This window comes from Wolbachia endosymbiont (group A) of Pipizella viduata (genome assembly GCF_964028555.1).
Lineage (GTDB): Bacteria > Pseudomonadota > Alphaproteobacteria > Rickettsiales > Anaplasmataceae > Wolbachia.
The window spans coordinates 349,390-366,907 of record NZ_OZ034787.1; the positions used below are offsets into that span (position 1 = coordinate 349,390).

Annotated in this window: 14 protein-coding genes and 1 tRNA gene; 6 read left to right on the top strand and 9 right to left on the bottom strand. The window is 35.9% G+C overall.

Annotated elements, in window-relative coordinates; translation table 11 throughout:
- Positions 1 to 32 precede the first annotated feature (32 nt).
- Positions 33 to 1,109, top strand: a complete 1,077-nt coding sequence (locus ABWU50_RS01630; protein WP_353276068.1) for a hypothetical protein — start codon at positions 33 to 35, stop codon at positions 1,107 to 1,109.
- Positions 1,110 to 1,146: 37 nt separating this feature from the next.
- On the opposite strand, the gene ABWU50_RS01635 is transcribed toward ABWU50_RS01630, so the two are convergent.
- From ABWU50_RS01635 to ABWU50_RS01650, 4 genes are all read right to left on the bottom strand, one after another.
- A complete protein-coding gene (locus ABWU50_RS01635) occupies positions 1,147 to 1,926 on the bottom strand; it encodes an exodeoxyribonuclease III (RefSeq protein WP_353276069.1) in 780 nt (259 codons plus the stop codon).
- On the bottom strand, positions 1,926 to 2,633 hold the full coding sequence (locus ABWU50_RS01640) for a uroporphyrinogen-III synthase (protein WP_264687969.1): 708 nt from the start codon (positions 2,631 to 2,633) through the stop codon (positions 1,926 to 1,928). Before ABWU50_RS01640 ends, ABWU50_RS01635 begins: the two co-directional genes overlap by 1 nt.
- A gap of 245 nt (positions 2,634 to 2,878) precedes the next feature.
- Complete coding sequence (locus ABWU50_RS01645) at positions 2,879 to 3,391, bottom strand: hypothetical protein (RefSeq protein WP_353276314.1); 513 nt, start codon at positions 3,389 to 3,391, stop codon at positions 2,879 to 2,881.
- Positions 3,392 to 3,461: 70 nt separating this feature from the next.
- Positions 3,462 to 3,546, bottom strand: a tRNA-Leu gene (locus ABWU50_RS01650).
- Between the two features lie 62 nt (positions 3,547 to 3,608).
- On the opposite strand from ABWU50_RS01650, the gene tldD reads away from it, so the two are divergent.
- The 4 genes from tldD to ABWU50_RS01670 all read left to right on the top strand — a co-directional run bounded on the left by tldD (position 3,609) and on the right by ABWU50_RS01670 (position 9,493).
- The gene (gene tldD, locus ABWU50_RS01655; protein ID WP_353276070.1) at positions 3,609 to 5,027 is read left to right on the top strand and encodes a metalloprotease TldD; all 1,419 of its coding nucleotides are present in this window, start codon (positions 3,609 to 3,611) and stop codon (positions 5,025 to 5,027) included.
- Positions 5,028 to 6,067: 1,040 nt separating this feature from the next.
- Complete coding sequence (locus ABWU50_RS01660) at positions 6,068 to 7,177, top strand: PQQ-binding-like beta-propeller repeat protein (RefSeq protein WP_353276072.1); 1,110 nt, start codon at positions 6,068 to 6,070, stop codon at positions 7,175 to 7,177.
- Positions 7,170 to 8,558 carry a dihydrolipoyl dehydrogenase gene (lpdA, locus tag ABWU50_RS01665; RefSeq protein ID WP_353276073.1) on the top strand — a complete coding sequence of 463 codons (1,389 nt, stop codon included), beginning with the start codon at positions 7,170 to 7,172 and terminating at the stop codon, positions 8,556 to 8,558. The genes ABWU50_RS01660 and lpdA overlap by 8 nt, the downstream gene beginning before the upstream one ends.
- A 2-nt stretch (positions 8,559 to 8,560) precedes the next feature.
- Positions 8,561 to 9,493: a tyrosine recombinase XerC gene (locus ABWU50_RS01670; protein WP_353276074.1), complete on the top strand. Its 933-nt coding sequence runs from the start codon at positions 8,561 to 8,563 to the stop codon at positions 9,491 to 9,493.
- On the opposite strand, the gene ABWU50_RS01675 is transcribed toward ABWU50_RS01670, so the two are convergent.
- From ABWU50_RS01675 to serS, 5 genes are all read right to left on the bottom strand, one after another.
- Entirely contained in the window at positions 9,438 to 10,997 is a 1,560-nt protein-coding gene (locus ABWU50_RS01675; protein ID WP_353276075.1) for an ankyrin repeat domain-containing protein, read from the bottom strand. The two genes, ABWU50_RS01670 and ABWU50_RS01675, sit on opposite strands and share 56 nt — an antisense overlap.
- Before the next feature lie 235 nt (positions 10,998 to 11,232).
- Positions 11,233 to 12,171 carry a thioredoxin-disulfide reductase gene (trxB, locus tag ABWU50_RS01680; RefSeq protein ID WP_353276077.1) on the bottom strand — a complete coding sequence of 313 codons (939 nt, stop codon included), beginning with the start codon at positions 12,169 to 12,171 and terminating at the stop codon, positions 11,233 to 11,235.
- Positions 12,158 to 12,757, bottom strand: a complete 600-nt coding sequence (locus ABWU50_RS01685) for a peroxiredoxin (protein ID WP_353276079.1) — start codon at positions 12,755 to 12,757, stop codon at positions 12,158 to 12,160. Before ABWU50_RS01685 ends, trxB begins: the two co-directional genes overlap by 14 nt.
- A gap of 736 nt (positions 12,758 to 13,493) precedes the next feature.
- A complete protein-coding gene (purD, locus tag ABWU50_RS01690) occupies positions 13,494 to 14,765 on the bottom strand; it encodes a phosphoribosylamine--glycine ligase (protein WP_265017390.1) in 1,272 nt (423 codons plus the stop codon).
- Between the two features lie 34 nt (positions 14,766 to 14,799).
- Positions 14,800 to 16,077, bottom strand: coding sequence for a serine--tRNA ligase (serS, locus tag ABWU50_RS01695; protein WP_353276081.1), 1,278 nt, complete (start codon positions 16,075 to 16,077; stop codon positions 14,800 to 14,802).
- Between the two features lie 143 nt (positions 16,078 to 16,220).
- Between serS and ABWU50_RS01700 the strand changes: the two genes are divergently transcribed.
- Positions 16,221 to 17,504 carry a hypothetical protein gene (locus tag ABWU50_RS01700; RefSeq protein ID WP_353276083.1) on the top strand — a complete coding sequence of 428 codons (1,284 nt, stop codon included), beginning with the start codon at positions 16,221 to 16,223 and terminating at the stop codon, positions 17,502 to 17,504.
- The last annotated feature ends 14 nt before the right edge of the window (positions 17,505 to 17,518 follow it).

Genomic DNA, 17,518 nt, shown 5'->3' on the forward strand with positions numbered 1-17,518 from the left:
ATTAAAGTATAGTAAATGTGAGTAACTCAGTTATGACAAAAATATTAACTCCACAAACAAAGAATTTGGAACCTTCAAATCAGGTAACTAACAAAGATGAGAAAGTTTTTAAATTTAAAAACGAGGAGCACCAGTTAATCTATCGTGCTTTCCTAGATACTTTAGAAAATCCAGAAACTCTAGAAAATCTAAAAAAGCAAACGAAACAGGAGATAAGTAAGATACAAGAGAAACTGCAAGCAAAACTTTTAGAGCAGGAAACGCAGGAATTACAGAAAAATCTGAAGTCATTATATGAACGATTAGAGCGATTACAGAATGGAAATGAAAAGAAAATTTTTACTTTTATATCAAAAAATCATGAAGATATATTCAATAATATTAATCAAGAAGATATAAAGTTACTAAGTGAAGAAAACTTTTGTCAGCTTTTACTTTCCGTATTTGAAAAAATTAGAGAAAAAAATTTAGCTAGTGAAGAGAATTTAAAGAATGACAAAATAAAGCAAGAAGTAGCTGAATGTGTAGCTGATATACGCGGTACAGAAGCTAAAGATTCATTCATAAAGCTTGCTGGGTGGCCGCTTGGAGCAAAGGTAGATCCTAAAAACGCTCTTGGCTCTATTAAAGATGGGTTACTAGAAAAGGTACCATTCTTAGGTAAAGGTAAAAAAGAGGAGGATGAACCACCACTCAGTGATGAAGAGATGGTAACAACGTTCTTACGTAAGATTTTTCTTCCTATTTCTTTTTCCATTGCTTCAATATTAATTTTTGGTCCTACTACACTCGCGATAGTTGCTGCCGTTATTGGTACAATATTCGCCATAAAAGGGGGAGTTGAGGTTCTTTTTTCAAATGACAAAGAAGGTACTTTATATAACCCTCATTCACGAGATGAAAAGAAAAAAGAAGGATGGGATGAGAAAATTCTTGATGGTATTAGTAAAATTTTAGGATCCAAAGTGAATGAAACTGGGCAGGGTAATCAACCTGCTGTAACAACTAAGGAGCAACTTACTCAAAAGAGTGAGCAGTCTACTGTGCTTGAACAAGTTACTTTAGATCAGCAAAAAACCACAGGGCAGCAACCAAGTAAGACTACCTAAGTTTGCCAATAAAGTGAGTTGTGTAAGAGGTCTACTATTATTCTATAACGCATACAACAGGAGTATGATCAGATGGATTTTCTAGCTTACGTAATCTATCATCTATGTAGCATGTTTCCAATTTATCTACAGCTTGTGGCGATAATAGCATATAATCTATTCGCATTCCTTGATTGTTTCTGAGTGAATTGCCTTGATAATGCCACCAAGTGAATTGTTGCAAATTGGGGTGGGATATTCTAAACGTGTCTTTAAACCCAAGATTCAAGATTGCTCTTAACTTCTCACGTTCTTTTATATGAAAGCACACTTGGCCATTCAATAAATTTGAATCAAAAACATCAATTTCATCCAGTGCAACATTATAATCGCCAGCTATAATAGTTAACTCTTCATTTTTCAACAAAGTGCTCATCCTTTCATATAGTTTATCAAAAAACTTGAGTTTATACTCAAACATATGAGAGTCTGGGCTTTGACCATTTGGAACGTATACACTTCCTACCCTTACCTTATGATTGGTATGTTTTATCACACATTCTATATAACGTGCTTCTTGATGACTCTCTACAACATCAATTTTTAATTTTTCCAGTATCGGATATTTAGATAAAACACAAACGCCATTTCTTGCAACTTGTCCATAGATAGCATATTCATATCCTAACTTTTCTATCTCTACATAAGGAAATTGCTCTTCCGTACATTTTACCTCTTGCAGCAAAACTATATCTATCTGACTGTCAACTATAAAACTACAAAGTTGGTTAACTCTTTTACGTATGGAGTTTACATTCCAAGTTGCAATCTTTAGCATCAACAATCCTTATTAATTATATCAATTAAACTCTCCCCAGTAGGCAACCTCGATGTTATAATTTTTTTCCATTTGATTAACCTTAAACTATCAGCAATGTTTTTACTCATGGTATATGCAACTGTATTATTCATCACATGAGATAGCCCACTTTTTAGAACTAATGAACAAAATACCCTTGCTGTCTGTGAGGAAAAAAAAGCAACACTATCAATTTTACCATCCAACAGTAAATTTTTACACCTATTAGTTAGACTCCTTTTTATAATTGTTTTATAGAGTACAACTTCTCTTACATTAAAATCTTCTTCAGATAATCTCTTTTTTAGGTCACATGATACCTCTTGTCCCCTTATATACAAGAACTTTATTGCGTTTGAATAATGAGCTTTTATGAATGATATCAGACCATCAACGTTGCTGTCTGCTGAGATTATATCAGAAAATCCCAAATTTTTTGCAGCCTGCATGGTTGAATTACCAACTGTAATAATCGGAAAGTCATCCTCTTTGCATATTTGACTAAAAGCCTTTACACTGTTTTTACTTGTAGATATCACAACGTCAAATTCGTACGCAGATATATCAGGATTTAAGTACTTTATTGTGAATACTGGTTCTATAAAAACTTTGTATCCATACTTTCTCAATATATTTCTTGTATTGAACGAATCCAATAAAGGCCTCGTTAATAAAATAGACTTCATTCTGATTTATTTCACTACTAGTAAAATAGTACCCTTTATACACAAATTACTGAATAAAAATTTTTATTTTGATGACTTGAGCAACTATTCAAGTAATTGATGTTGAAATAAGGATACTCAGTCCCCTATTTACCACTAAGCTTTAAATTCACTTATACTTTTTTAATGCTAATTACGTTGAGCTCTTTTGAATGGCTCCCTTCAATGGAATTATATAGCTAATATTCCTGTATAAGTCGAATGGGTTAATTTATTGATGCATGATAATTAGGCTCAGCTATCGCGCGTTGAATGTTAAAGTGATCACTAGCTTTGAGATTATCATTTTTATCTATTTGTGGCTTACTAATCATAGTCCGAACGATATTAGCTGCCATAAAGGTACAGCCTAGAATAAAAAATGCAGTAGAAACAAAAGGAATGATAGGAGATTCGAGAGGCAATATAGATGCAATTTCTCCTATTAAAAACGAAACGTTAGATGTAATATCAAGACAGATCTTTGTTAGTTTTTTTTGTCCTGCTACACCAAGTTGCTTCTGTAGGAAATGATCCTTTAATGACCATATATTTAAAGCAAACGAAAGTACACTTAATATAGTGCCGGCAATACTAAAATACAGACTTAAGACAGGAATACTAAAGGCTAATGCTGCTATATATCCAATAAAAGAAGCAGTAGATAGTGTAGTAACTAAGCGTTTCGAGTAAGTTCGTACCTTCTTTCTGTAGGCTAACTTATCTTTTTCACCATACATAGCATAAATATTACCTAATACGTTATATTGTAGCATTAATTAATTCAACAAGCAATATGGAAGCTAAAAGTGCCCGAGAGAAGACTTGAACTTCCACAACTTAAAAAGTTACTAGCACCTGAAGCTAGCGCGTCTACCAATTCCGCCACCCGGGCTTTTTATAGTTTACTATGTTAAAGTTAAATAATATACTTAAACAATTTTTAGTTCAAAGGTAATGCCAAATCTAGATCAAATATTTTTCGCTCGAAACAATGTTAATATTAATAACGTATATAAAATAGTCAATAACGCTTTGAGCAATAGCGATGGTGGTGAGCTGTTTCTAGAATTTTGCCAGTCGGAGTCCCTAGTTTTTGATAACAATATATTAAAACACGTGGATTTGAATACCAGAAGGGGATTTGGTTTAAGGTCTTTTTGTGAGGATAGTACATCTTTCGTTTGTTCTTCTGAGATTAGCGAAAAAGAAATTAGTAATGCTGCTTCTATGGTAAAAAGCTCAGTGTCTTTAAACAAGACAAATTCAATAAATTTAAACGAAGAGACAAAAAGCCTATATTCGAGGATTAACCCTACAAATGAAATGGATCTGAATTCAAAGATTAAACTACTCAATGAGGTTAATGAGTATGTAAGGTCCAAAAATAACTGCGTGAAGCAAGTAAAAATAACTCTAAGTGGAGAATGGCAAGTCGTACAAATAATAAAGGTTGATCACAGATTAAGCGATATCAGGCCTCTGGTAGGTTTTAATGTGCTAGTCATTGTAGAAAAGGATGGCCGTACCGAGAGAGGCTCCGCAGGACACGGTGGAAGGGATTCTTATAGTAAGTTTATTTCTGAGAAAAAGTGGAAAGAAGTTGCAAACCAGGCTTTGGAACAAGCACTGGTAAATCTTGAAGCAATTCCAACTCCAGCCGGAGAAATGACAGTTATTCTAGGTCCGGGCTGGCCGGGAGTATTGTTGCATGAAGCTGTGGGTCATGGACTCGAAGGCGATTTTAATCGTAAAGGAGTCTCAGCATTTTCAAATTCTATTGGTAAACAAGTAGCAGCTAGTGGCATCACAGTAGTTGATGATGGAACTCTGCCTAATTTGCGTGGTGCTATTAGCATAGATGATGAAGGTACTCCACCCAGTTATAATGTGTTGATAGAGGATGGAATTCTCAAAGGCTACATGCAGGATCATATGAATGCTAAACTCATGGGTGTGAATCCAACTGGTAATGGTAGAAGAGAAAGTTATAAAGAAGTTACTATGCCGCGCATGACAAACACCTATATGTTACCAGGTAAACATACGCCGGAAGAAATAATATCTAGCGTAAAGAAAGGTCTGTATGCAGTAAATTTCGTTGGTGGGCAAGTTGATATAACGTCAGGGAAATTTGTTTTTTCATCTTCAGAAGCTTACCTAATAGAAAATGGCAAAATTACACAGCCAGTAAAAGGAGCAACACTAATTGGTGATGGGCCAACAGTGCTAAAAAAAGTATCCATGGTTGGCAACGACTTAAAGTTGGACCCCGGTGTTGGCACATGCTCAAAAGATGGACAAAATGTGCCCGTTGGAGTTGGTCAACCAACACTCAAAGTCGACGCAATAACTGTTGGTGGAACTGAGATATAGATAAGGGCTAAAACGGGTTCCAGCGCATGACGAACAATTGTACAAACATTGTAGCCGTTATTCAAGTAGCCCGCAGAAACGAAAAAACTTGCTTGACAAACTCCGCCAGCCCCCTTATTATGACAATAAGGGTATTCATGACTCAAAACTTGTTTTTGACCTGCAGGCTCAATGACAAAATTCAGTAAAAAACTTAGGGTATTTTTTGGCGGATTACATAAAATTATAGCGGCTGCATGTCTTTTAAATTTTTTCTACATTCAGCCAAATCGCGCTTATTTTAAGCGTTAGCACATTATTACAGCGCCACTTACAGTAATATAGAGTCAAAACTCGCACCACGGGGCTTCTTTTGCCTTTTTTTCCGCTTGGTAAATTTCTTAATGTTTGTAGCTAAAGCAATTTAAGAGACCGAAAATGGTGTCATTCCAGCGCGTGACGCTGGAATCTAGTCTTTATTATGCAGCCACTTATTTAAAGTTAAGTTTTCTAGATCCAAGTAGTCAAGCTACTCGGATGACACCCTCTTGGATGGAAACCAGTGTCAGCTACTTTCATGACACTATGACAACCGTCATCCCGCTGCTTGTTAGCGGGATCTATGCTAAGAGATACCGCGAATGAATCGCGGTATGACGATCTGCGGCAGTATGACGGTTCGCGGCGGTATGACGTAGGATTGCTGTCATCCCGCTATGTGTTAGCGGCTGAGATACCGCGAATTAATCACGGTATGACGCAGAGCTCGCGTTAGCTATACTTTTATACTCACCAACTCAGTATCCAATCTGGATCCAAGTAGTCAAGCTACTTGGATGACATCTTTCTTCTTGGTATAAATTACTTTTATATCTCAATGTTCATACAGCTATGCACGTTGCCGCATAGTGGATGAGGTGTATTACCTCTAAGAGTATGGTTTTTACATAATAATATAATATTCTGTCCATAAATCAATGTTTCAACGTACAACAAGAACATTTTCATTGTGATTAAGATTTCTAGTATGTATATTAATAAATCTTGTTCTCAACTAAGTAATGAAAGTAATAATTGTTATAATAATGTTATTGTGTAGCAGTTACACAATGGCAAGCGAGCGAATAAGTCTAGTGGATAAAAAACTATCTCAAGGATATGTAGCTCCAGTGCTTACAGAAGATAGCGTTATTTTATCAGACAAGCACGGCGCTTTATATTCCTTTGATATTGATAACTCAAAGGCTATGAATTGGAAATTACACCTCTCACATAGGAAAAAAATTGGTAACATGAGCCTATCGCATTATGAAAAAAATGTTTTCTTTATAGTGGATAACACTTTACACGCAATAGATGCAAAAACTGGCAAGATTGAGTGGGAAAAAGAATTGAGAGCTCCAGTAAGAGGGAAAGCAGCAGTAATAAATAATAAATTGGTAGTATTGACTATTGATAATTATCTGTACGTGTTTGATATAAAAGATGGCAGCTCCGTTTGGGCTTATCAAAACGGTATCAATGAGGTTCGAGGTTTGTATTCAATATCGCCAACAATTTCTAACGATAAAATAATAGCACCATTTTCAAATGGTGAGTTAATAGCTTTTAATGAAGACGGTAAAAAATTGTGGAGCCAAAAATTGGCTACAAACCTTTTGGATACACAGCTCACAGATGTAACTACTACACCGAGAGTGCTTGGCGATACTTTAATAGCTACAAACAATTCTTATATTTATGGTATTGACGTGAAATCAGGAAATATTTTGTGGTCAAAGTCACTGCAAGTAAAAAGTGTATCAGACATTGAGTCATATTATAGTCCTCTTATTCCTGCAGAGAAACAAAAAGAAGGCGGAAGAATTTTTATAGTAACTGAAGATAATAAAATAATCGGCCTGGATATAAAAAATGGAGAAACAGTCTGGGCATCTGATTTAATAGAAAATACGCAATTGTTTGCTCCAATTGTGCATGCCCATACACTGTGGGTGACAAGCAATAAAGGTTCAATGCTTGCTTTTCCTGGATCTGAAAGTGAAGGAAAGGTAGTCAAAGTACCTGGTAATGTGTTTCACACTCCAGTGTTTACTCACGATAAAATATATGTAACAACTGAGGGGAATGGTGTTTATTCTTTAGAAAATAGGTTTGTTCTTTATGATTGATTATGACCTGATTGTTATAGGTGGTGGTCCAGGCGGTTATAAGTGTGCTATCGCTGCTGCAAAACTTGGATTGAAAGTTGCCTGCATAGATAAAAATAGCATTTTTGGTGGTACATGCTTGCGAGTTGGGTGCATACCTTCCAAAGCACTACTTCATTCTTCCTATCAGTATGCTCACACGAAAAATGATCTGTCGAAGCTTGGCATAAAAATTAAGGATGCAAGTTTCGATTTAAAAGAAATGCTAGGCTATAAGGACGCCAGAGTTCAGGAACTTGGAAAAGGTATAGAATATCTGTTTAACCTTCACAAAATCACTAAAATCAATGGACTTGGGAAAATTACTTCTTTTGACCAAGGTAATCTTGAAGTTTCAGTTGAAGATAAGGTGCTGAAGACAAAAAATATAGTAATTGCAACCGGTTCTGACGTTATTTCTTTGCCAGGAATTAATATCGATGAGAAAAGTATTATTTCATCAACTGGTGCATTGTCTTTAACTGAAGTACCAAAAAAACTTGTCGTAATTGGAGCCGGGGCAATAGGGCTTGAAATGTCTTCTGTATGGAGGAGGCTAGGGTCTGAAGTCACTGTAGTAGAATTTTTTGATAGAATCGCTGCAGCAATGGATGGAGAATTAAGTAAGTCTCTACTTTCTAGTCTACAAAAACAAGGAATAAAATTTTTACTTAGCACTAAAGTTGAGGGAATAAAACAAAGTAGTAACTCTTTGAGTGTGAAAGTTTGCTCTGTAAAAGATAATCAAACAAACACTATAGAAGCGGATAAGGTATTGGTGGCAGCAGGACGCAGACCATGTACTGATGGTCTTGGTATTGATGAAAAAATAGAAAAAGATAATCGCGGTTTCGTTCAAGTTAACAACAGATATGAAACTAATGTGAAAGGAATATTTGCTATTGGTGATGTGATTGGTGGAGCAATGCTTGCTCATAAAGCAGAGGAAGAAGGAGTGGCAGTTGCAGAGATAATAGCAGGACAGTCACCTCACGTTGATTATGAAATTATACCATCTGTCATTTACACTCACCCTGCGGTTTCTTCGATCGGTAAAGCCGAAGAGGAACTCAAAAATGCTGGCTATAAGTACAAAGTTGGTAAATGTCAATTTGCTGCAAACGGCAGAGCAAAAATCACTGATGATGCTGAAGGATTCGTGAAAGTGATAACTTGTAGCAGAGCAGATACAATACTAGGTGTGCATATCATAGGAGCATACGCTGATACGCTAATCAACGAAGCAGCGGTTGCAATGGCATATGGCGCAGCAGCAGAGGATATATACAGAATTTGTCACTCTCATCCTGATATAAATGAAGCCTTTCGAGATGCGTGCATCGATGCTTTCTTTAAAAAATAATTGTGGACCTCGGTTCAATCATTGAAAAATGGTATGAGTGGCTGAGGTGCAACAGATCTTATTCACCAAACACTTTAGAGTCATACATGAGGGACTTGAAGGATCTTATAAGTTTCCTAAATACTCACATTGGTGGAGAAGTAAATGTTGGTACTCTGAAAAATTTAAGTATATCTGAGTTAAGAAGTTGGCTTACCTCTCGTTATGCAAGAGGTGTGAATGCAAGATCTAACGCTCGTGCATTGTCAGTAATCAGAAATTTCTTCAAGTACATAAAAAACAACTACAATATAGACAATGAAGCTGTATTTTCCTTATCAAGGCCAATTCAGAGAAGAACTCTGCCCAAAGCATTATCAATACCTGATATAAAAACTTTGGTGAAAGAAATGAAATTATCTGACTTGAGCGAACCTTGGGTGGTAAAAAGAGAAATTGCAATTATCGTCCTGCTATATGGTACAGGCTTAAGAATCAGTGAAGCGTTGAACCTTGGGGTTAGTGATATTAACAATGAAAGTTTAATAGTAACAGGTAAGGGAGATAAACAAAGGCAGGTATTCATTCTTCCGGTAGTAAAAAAGTGTATACAGGAATATGTAAAAGCCTGTCCTTATCTTGGCATTAATAATGAAACACAATATCTTTTTTTGGGAGTAAGAGGAAAAAAATTGGGAAGAACTTATGTGGCTAATCGTTTGCAGAAAATAAGGAGAATATTAAATCTGCCAGAAATCTTATCTCCACATGCATTTCGTCATAGTTTTGCTACTCATTTGCTTCAAGAAGATATTGACATAAGATCAATACAACAACTGCTTGGCCACTCAAGCCTGGAAACCACCCAGGTTTACACTCACCTCAATTATCAAGATGTTTTTAACATGTACAAAAATTTTCAGCAGGGCCTGGAGAAGAAATCAAAACCCTTGTAACTTGAGGATTGTCGGTGGTACCACCAGGTCCTATATCTCGTTTACCTGCTTTACATAAATAACATCCTACTAAAAGAAAAACCAATCCACCTGCAGCAAGACAAGCACCTATTACTAGATAATCGTATAAAATTGCTAAACCTACACAACCAGTCAATGCTCCAGATAATATAAAAAATGCATAAGCATAGTTGCTTTGTTTTTTACCAGGAGAAATTGCTTGTGAGGATTTTTCGTTTTTATTACTCAGACTTTTAGTACGGAGCAGTCTATTTTCTGATGAAAGCCTATCTCTTTCTTCCCTTAATTCACTTTGTTGAGCCGATTTTTCCGGCCTTACTTGTACTAAATCTTTTTCTAATTGTGAAATTTTGCTAGTTTCGCTCGTTTTTTCACGCACAACCTTATCCAGCTTTTGCTCTGTTTCTGCAAGTTGAGCTTTTGTTCTTTCAAGTTCATCTACAAGTTTTTGTACAAACCCCTCAAAATCTGCTGGTATATTATTCGTATTTGCTACAGGTTGCTCTGCACTTGTAGGGAATTTTTCATTTAGATAATTTCTGATACGTTCAATACTTTCAAATGCAGCAGTAACAATTGCACGATTTATGAAACAATTATCCTCTACTAACTTTTCTACATCATCTAAATCTTTTCTATTAATAGCATCAGTTAATCGCTCTGTAATAGCTTGTTCAATTATTTTCTTCAACCGTGAATTTTGCTCTATAGCTCGTATTGGCTTTATTTGACTAAAATCTAGGTCTTTATGTTTTAAAAGTTTAGTCAATATTTCTTCGTTATCTCCTATTATTCCTCGTAAACATGATTCGATAATTAAGCTAAGCGGTGTTTCTACTTCTCCATTGTAGGTTCTTTTCCAGCAATTAGGGTTAAGCTCTTGATTTAATAGTCCTTTCGCTTGGTAAATATTTCCTCTAGAAAGAGCATTTAATAATTCTTTTCCTCTTGAGGCTTTTGTTATTTCCATTGTAAGATACGAAAAACCTTTCCTCTGCTCTCCCCCAATTTGTTCAATATATTCTTTAGGAGTATGAAAGAAATTACCTCCAAAATCTGTACGGTGATTATTTTTAATATTCACATTCAAACTAGGATGTCTAAGTAAAATCTTTATAAAATGCTGATTTTCGATACGAAAAGCTAGATGTAGAGCTGTATTGCGTTCTTTAGTTTCTTGAGCATTAATATTTAAATTTTGATGTTGTAAAAGCAACATCATCATTTTCAAACATATAGGGCTGTCATCACCATTCATGATAATAGTCATTAGTGGTGTATATCCCGCATCAAACGTATTAACATTCGCACCTTCTGCTATAGCTTGTTTAAAAGCTTCTAGGTTTTCATTATCAATAGCTTTAAATAACTGTTTTGTTGATTCACTTAGCTGTCTTGAAGTTGTCGGATTTCGAGCTTGCGATGCCGTGTTATCACCACCTCCATAAGCTCCATAATATGTTACACCGTTTCTATAAGGCATACTAAACCCCCTTTATTAATGATTTAATAATATAATTATGTAAAAAAAAGGAAAATTGCAAGCAATTTATCTATAGCTAACCCAAGAAAGGTTTTCCTACGTCATACCGCGATTTATTCGCGGTATCTCAGCATAGATTCCGCTAACAAGTAGCGGAATGACGAATTTTTGTTTTTAAAATTATCGGTGAACTTAAGTCACTTTAGCTATAAAATCCTAATTCTGAGTTAATTAATTACGACTCTAGAAACTTCTCTGCATCAAGTGCAGCCATGCACCCTGTTCCTGCGGCAACTACTGCCTGGCGATATACCTTATCTTGAACATCACCTGCAGCAAACACCCCTGCTTTACTAGTTAAAGTTGCTCCAGGTTTTGTAATTATGTAACCCTGTTCATCCATTTCAACAAAGCCTTTAAAAATACCTGTATTTGGTGCATGCCCAATTGCAATGAACACTCCATCGACTTTCAATTCTTGAGCTTCCGTTGATTTAACTATAATACCAGTAACTTTTTTCGGATTTTCTTCTCCAAGAATCTGCTCTACAGTATGGTTCCACATTATTTTTATCCTATCATTTTTAAAGAGTCTATCTTGCATTACTTTTTCCGCTCTCAATTTATCACGCCTGTGTATTAATATCACTTCTTTGGCAAATCGAGTTAAAAATATTGCTTCTTCAACAGCGGTATTTCCACCACCAATCACGGCTACAACTTTATTCCTAAAAAATGCACCATCACAAGTTGCACAAGCCGAAACTCCGTAACCTTGAAATTCCTTTTCACTCTCCAAACCAAGCCACTTCGCTTGCGCACCAGATGCAATTATAATTGCATCTGAATAGTAGTCATTAGTATTACCAGAAGATCTAAACCTATACTCATTAGAATCCTCAAGTTGTTCAACGCTTTTTATCTCATCATCTATTATTTTTGCTCCAACCTGTTCTGCATGCAACCTCATTTGCTCCATTAGTTCTGGACCCTGTATTGAAACAAAACCAGGATAGTTTTCAACATCTGTAGTAATTGTAAGCTGACCACCAGGCTGCATTCCCGTTACTACAATTGGCTCTAAGTTTGCACGTGCTGCATATATAGCAGCAGCATAACCCGCTGCTCCAGATCCAATAATAAGAACTTTTGTACTAAATCTATAATTCTTCACTGTATGAGTTTAGATAATCAGCTACTCCTTCATCGCTTGCCTGCATTGCTGGCTTACCTTTTTTCCACCCTGCTGGACATACTTCACCATGCTCCTCATTATGTTTAATTGCATCAACGATTCTAACGAATTCATCGATATTACGCCCTAAAGGCAAATCATTTATCGATTGATGACGTACAATAAATTTATCATCAATAACGAAAGTTGCTCTCAGCGCAATTGAGTCATCATATAAGACCCCATAGTCTCTTGATATAGACTTTTTGATATCAGACACTAAAGTGTAGCTAACCTCTCCAATACCACCATCATTAACTGGAGTGTTTCGCCATTTATAATGTGAAAATTTTGAATCTACACTTATTCCTATCACTTCAATACCACGCTTTGCAAACTCATTTATTCTATTATTGAGCGATATCAATTCAGTTGGACAAACAAAAGTAAAATCAAGTGGATAGAAAAAAAGGACAGCATACTTATTTTTTATGTGCTTACTCAGACAGAAATCATCAACAATTTCTCCGTCAGAGAGAACAGCTGAAGCAGTAAAATCGATAGCAGATTTTGTTACAAGATTCATAATTGACTTATTCTTTTAAAACAACTCTAATTTTACACTTGATGAACTTATATGCAAGTTTTCTTTAGTTTTAGCCCTATAAAAACTTCCTAAAATAGCTCTTCTTTTTTACCGATAAGATACAATCCAGATTGGACACTGAGTTGGTGAGTATAAAATTCTACGTCATTCCACCATGAACCGTCATCCCGCGATTCATTCGCGGTATCTCTTAGCATAGATCCCACTAACATGTAGCGGGATGACGATTGTCGTTTAGCTACAAACGTTAAGAAATTTACTAAACGAAAAAAAAGGCAAAAGAAGCCCTGGTCATTGTCTATTTTCTGTATTGGCGTTTTTTTAAGTCTTAAACACTTCAATTTAGCTGCTTTTAAGTGCAACTCACCTTAGTTTAAATGTTTAAGAAATTTACTAAGCAGAAAAAAAGGCAAAAGAAATCGCGTGTTAGCTAGTTGTCACTCTCTAATCCTGCCAATTGGCGTACTATACTGTCTTAAACGACTTATAAACGCGTTTCAGCTTGTGTAGGTAAAAACCTAGAAATATTGTGAAGACATAAGGTGCACATAGTGCAAAAAATTAAAAATAAGACGCCAACTACATTGTTTTCTTGCTGTTTAATCTGCACAGATGAAGATAACTGAATACCTTCAGTTTCATGATAAGGGGGCTGACGGAGTTTGTCAAGTAAGTTTTGCATTTCTGTGAGCTACCTGCTAACCGACAGCTAACATTAACTACCAATATCGTATCTGAAGAAGCCCCCTGGCCATTCTAAAAAATTTAATGCTGAGTACACCTTACTTTTGGCTTCCTCTATAGTGCTCCCTTCTGCTACTATATTTAGCACTCTTCCGCCATCTGAAACCCAATTACCACTCTCATCTAATTTAGTACCAGCGTGAAATACCAATATACCAGGAATGCTTTCAATTTTATCTAATCCCTTAATTACTTCTCCCTTTTGATAATCACCCGGATAGCCTTTACTTGCAACAACTACACAAACTGTAGATTTGTTGTTAAGTTCCACCATTTTGACATTTAACTTTCCTTCTGCAGCTGACAACATCAATTTTAACAAATCGCAATTTGAATCAAATCTAGGTAATATAGATTGCGTTTCTGGATCACCGAATCTAACGTTATACTCGAGAAGTTTTGGGCCATCTCTGCAAATCATTAAACCAGCAAAGAGTACTCCCTTATAAGGCGTACCCATGTTAACCAATGCTTGAGCTGTAGGGTATATTATTTTTTGGATGATTTTTTGCTCCATGTCCTTACTTATAATTGAAGGTGATGAGTACGATCCCATACCCCCAGTATTTTGGCCTTCATTATTTTCATTCACTCTCTTATAATCTTTTGCGCACCCAAGAGTTACTACTTTCAACCCATCAACAAGAGCAAAAAAGCTTACTTCTTCTCCAATTAAAAATTCTTCTATGATTATTTCTTCACCTGATTCACCAAATTCTTTCTCCACTAGCATTGAATCTATTGCTGAAAAAGCTTCGTTTTCTGCGCAACATATCATCACGCCTTTCCCTGCCGCAATTCCATTTGCTTTCACTACAAGTGGAAACTTTATTTTATTGCTACGTACAAAATCTTTAGCTAATCCTTCATCAACAAAACACTCGTACTTGGCAGTTGGTATGCCATATCGCTTGCATAGCCCTTTGGTGAAAGACTTTGATCCCTCAAGTTTTGCAGTTGCTTGACTCGGAGCAAAAACATTTATTCCCTCTGCAACTAAATCATCAGCAAGCCCATCAATTATTGGTTGTTCTGGACCAATAACAACCAACTCTATATTTTCTCTCTTGCAAAATTGTGTAACATCCACTGAATTTTGAATATTTACATCCACAAGAGTCCCAAGATCTTTCATAGCTTGGCGACCAGGAGTTACATATAACTCAGTCAAGATAGGAGATTTTTTTAGAGCCCAAAGTAGAGCGTGCTCACGTCCACCAGAACCTATAACCAGAACCTTCATCTTTATTTCCTCGCTTTTCTATATGTCAAAATTATTATTTGCTTATAACAGTATCATTACTCATGTATTTTTGCAACACGTTTGGTATTGCAATCGACCCGTCAGAATTTTGATAATTCTCCATTATGGCAACAATCGTTCTTCCTATAGCTAAAGCTGAGCCGTTTAAAGTGTGAACATATTTTTTTATCTTTTTATCAGTTTCTGAAGAGTATTTAGCGTTCATCCTTCTTGCTTGAAATGCACCACAATTTGAGCAGCTTGATATTTCTCTATATTTATTTTGCTCAGGTAACCATACCTCTATGTCATAAGTCCTTTGTGCAGCAAAACCCATATCACCACTACACAGTAGCATTACTCTATACGGTAATTCTAGTTTTTTTAATATCTCTTCAACAACACTCGTCATGCGCTCAAGTTCATCATTTGATTGGTCTTCAGTTGTAATACTCACCAACTCCACTTTACCAAATTGGTGTTGCCTTATCATGCCTCTCGTGTCTCGCCCTGCGCTGCCTGCTTCTTTACGAAAACACTCTGAATACGCAGTAAAACGAATAGGCAGTTCTTTTTCCTCTACTATTTTATCAGCAACCAAATTTGTTAAAAACACTTCACTTGTGGGAATCAACCTCAATTCGTCGGTAGTTAAATACGAATCGTCAGAAAATTTTGGTAGCTGACCAACGTTATACATAGCTTCGTTTTTCACCAAAGCTGGGTGGTACACCTCAGTATAGCCAAATTCATTAACATGCATTTCAAGCATAAAATTTATTAGCGCTCGTCCAAGCTTAGCTAACTGTCCTTTTAATATCGCAAATCTTGATCCGGAAATTTTCGCCGCTTGTTCGAAGTCCATTAAACCTAATTTTTCTCCGAGTTCATAATGAGATTCTGGTACAAAATCAAACTGTCTTTTTCCTCCATATCTTCTCACCTCTAAATTAGAGTTCTCATCTGCGCCTATTGGCACATCTTGCGCAGGAATATTCGGCAAGTTAGATAAAACATTCACTAACTTATCCTTTTCTGCTTGTTCCTTTAAGCTAATTGCCTCTATCTCATTCGTGATGTTTTTTGATGATTTTATTTGCTCTTCACAGGGGCTCTTGCTCATTTTAAGCTTCTTTATTTCCTCTGTGATTTCATTGCGCTGCCTATTTAAATCTTGCAATTTAGTGGTTAATGACCTTTTCTCGTGATCAATTTCTAATATCTCTTTTGCAGTAAACTCTCTTATCCCCCTGCTTTTCATTGCCTTTTCAAATCCTTCAGGGTTTTTGCGTATATATTCTATATCGTGCATATATTGTGCTATTACTAACATTATTACTGTACTTCAAAAGCTCTTAATATTCAATATTTTCTCATACTACTAAAATTATTATGGTTGATTTTTTTGTTAGAATTTGTTAAAATTTAATTAACTTAGCGTTCATAGGATATAGTATGTCGGGCATCATAAAAAAATATAATCAATTTAAAGAGAGCACTTACTTTGCTGGTGGAAAATTCGTTATCTACGCTACTTGTGTATACCTAGCAGCCACATTTGCTGTTGGCTATTTGGGGTTGATAATAGGATTCCCTCTATTGACCTTTCCACTTGCTATGCTCATCTCTAACCCCGTAGTTTGGGTTTTAATGGGAATAATTCTTACAGTAGCATACAAAATGGTTGTTGAACCTTTATTTTACTTAGCAAAGAACTATATTAATGGAAAAGGAGCAGGTCAAGGTGAGCAAAAAACTCAAGATGGAGATAGTGGTATTGTACCAGGCAGTGAACCCGATTCAAGGAACAGTAGTCGTAGAAGCTCTTTGGATAGTGGTTTGGGTGGTAAAGAGTTTCATGAAAATTTGGACACTCTTGTGCATCAAACAAATAGAAAGAATTACGCTTACTGGTTGCAGCAACATGATATTGCTAATATTGCAAGAATTAAATATAAGTATTCAGAAGGTTTTACGGATGGTGTATTCTTCTGTATTCCTGGTAATCTTGAAACCTTGAGTGAAAGGTTGGGAGAATATAAAAATAAAGCAGAACGAGAGAGTTCGAAAAGGATATTTACTTCAGTTATTAATTTGGGTGGTAATCATTGGGTAACGCTAGTTGTTGCATACAACTCGGATAATAAACAATTTAGAGCTTATTATTGTGATTCTTTTAGTGCTGATTTACCAAGTCCTGGTAGTCAACGTAAGAAAATAGAACTTGCAAATGCAATTAAAGAATTGGTTACACCTCTTACTGATCAAGCTAGTGAGTTGAATGCGCAAGGAAAAAAAGAAATGAGTAAAGATGTCAAAGAGACAGCACAAACGTGTCGGAACAAGAAAAATGAATTAATTAATGTCCCAATAAATACTGATAATATAGTGAGCGCACTGGAAGCAGTTTTGGAAATAGAGAACTGTAATATAAGAAGCTCCGGAGCCAAACAACAAAGCGATGGACATAATTGTGGAATATTTGCATTGGAAAACGCTCATAGGATTACGCAAATGCTCAACGAAGGTAAATCATTTGATGAAATTGACGCAGAGTTATCGGAATACAAGCCTAATCCAGAACAATTGCAAAAGAAAAGAAGAGAGTTTACAAAAGCGCTTATGGAAGATGAAAAATGGAAGGAAGATCTAGAAAAAGGGATTTTATGCGATCTTCCACCAGGAACGGACACCTCTCTTACCTCAAGGGTGCAGAATACAGCTCAGTTTGCTATATAGTTTACAATGAAGGA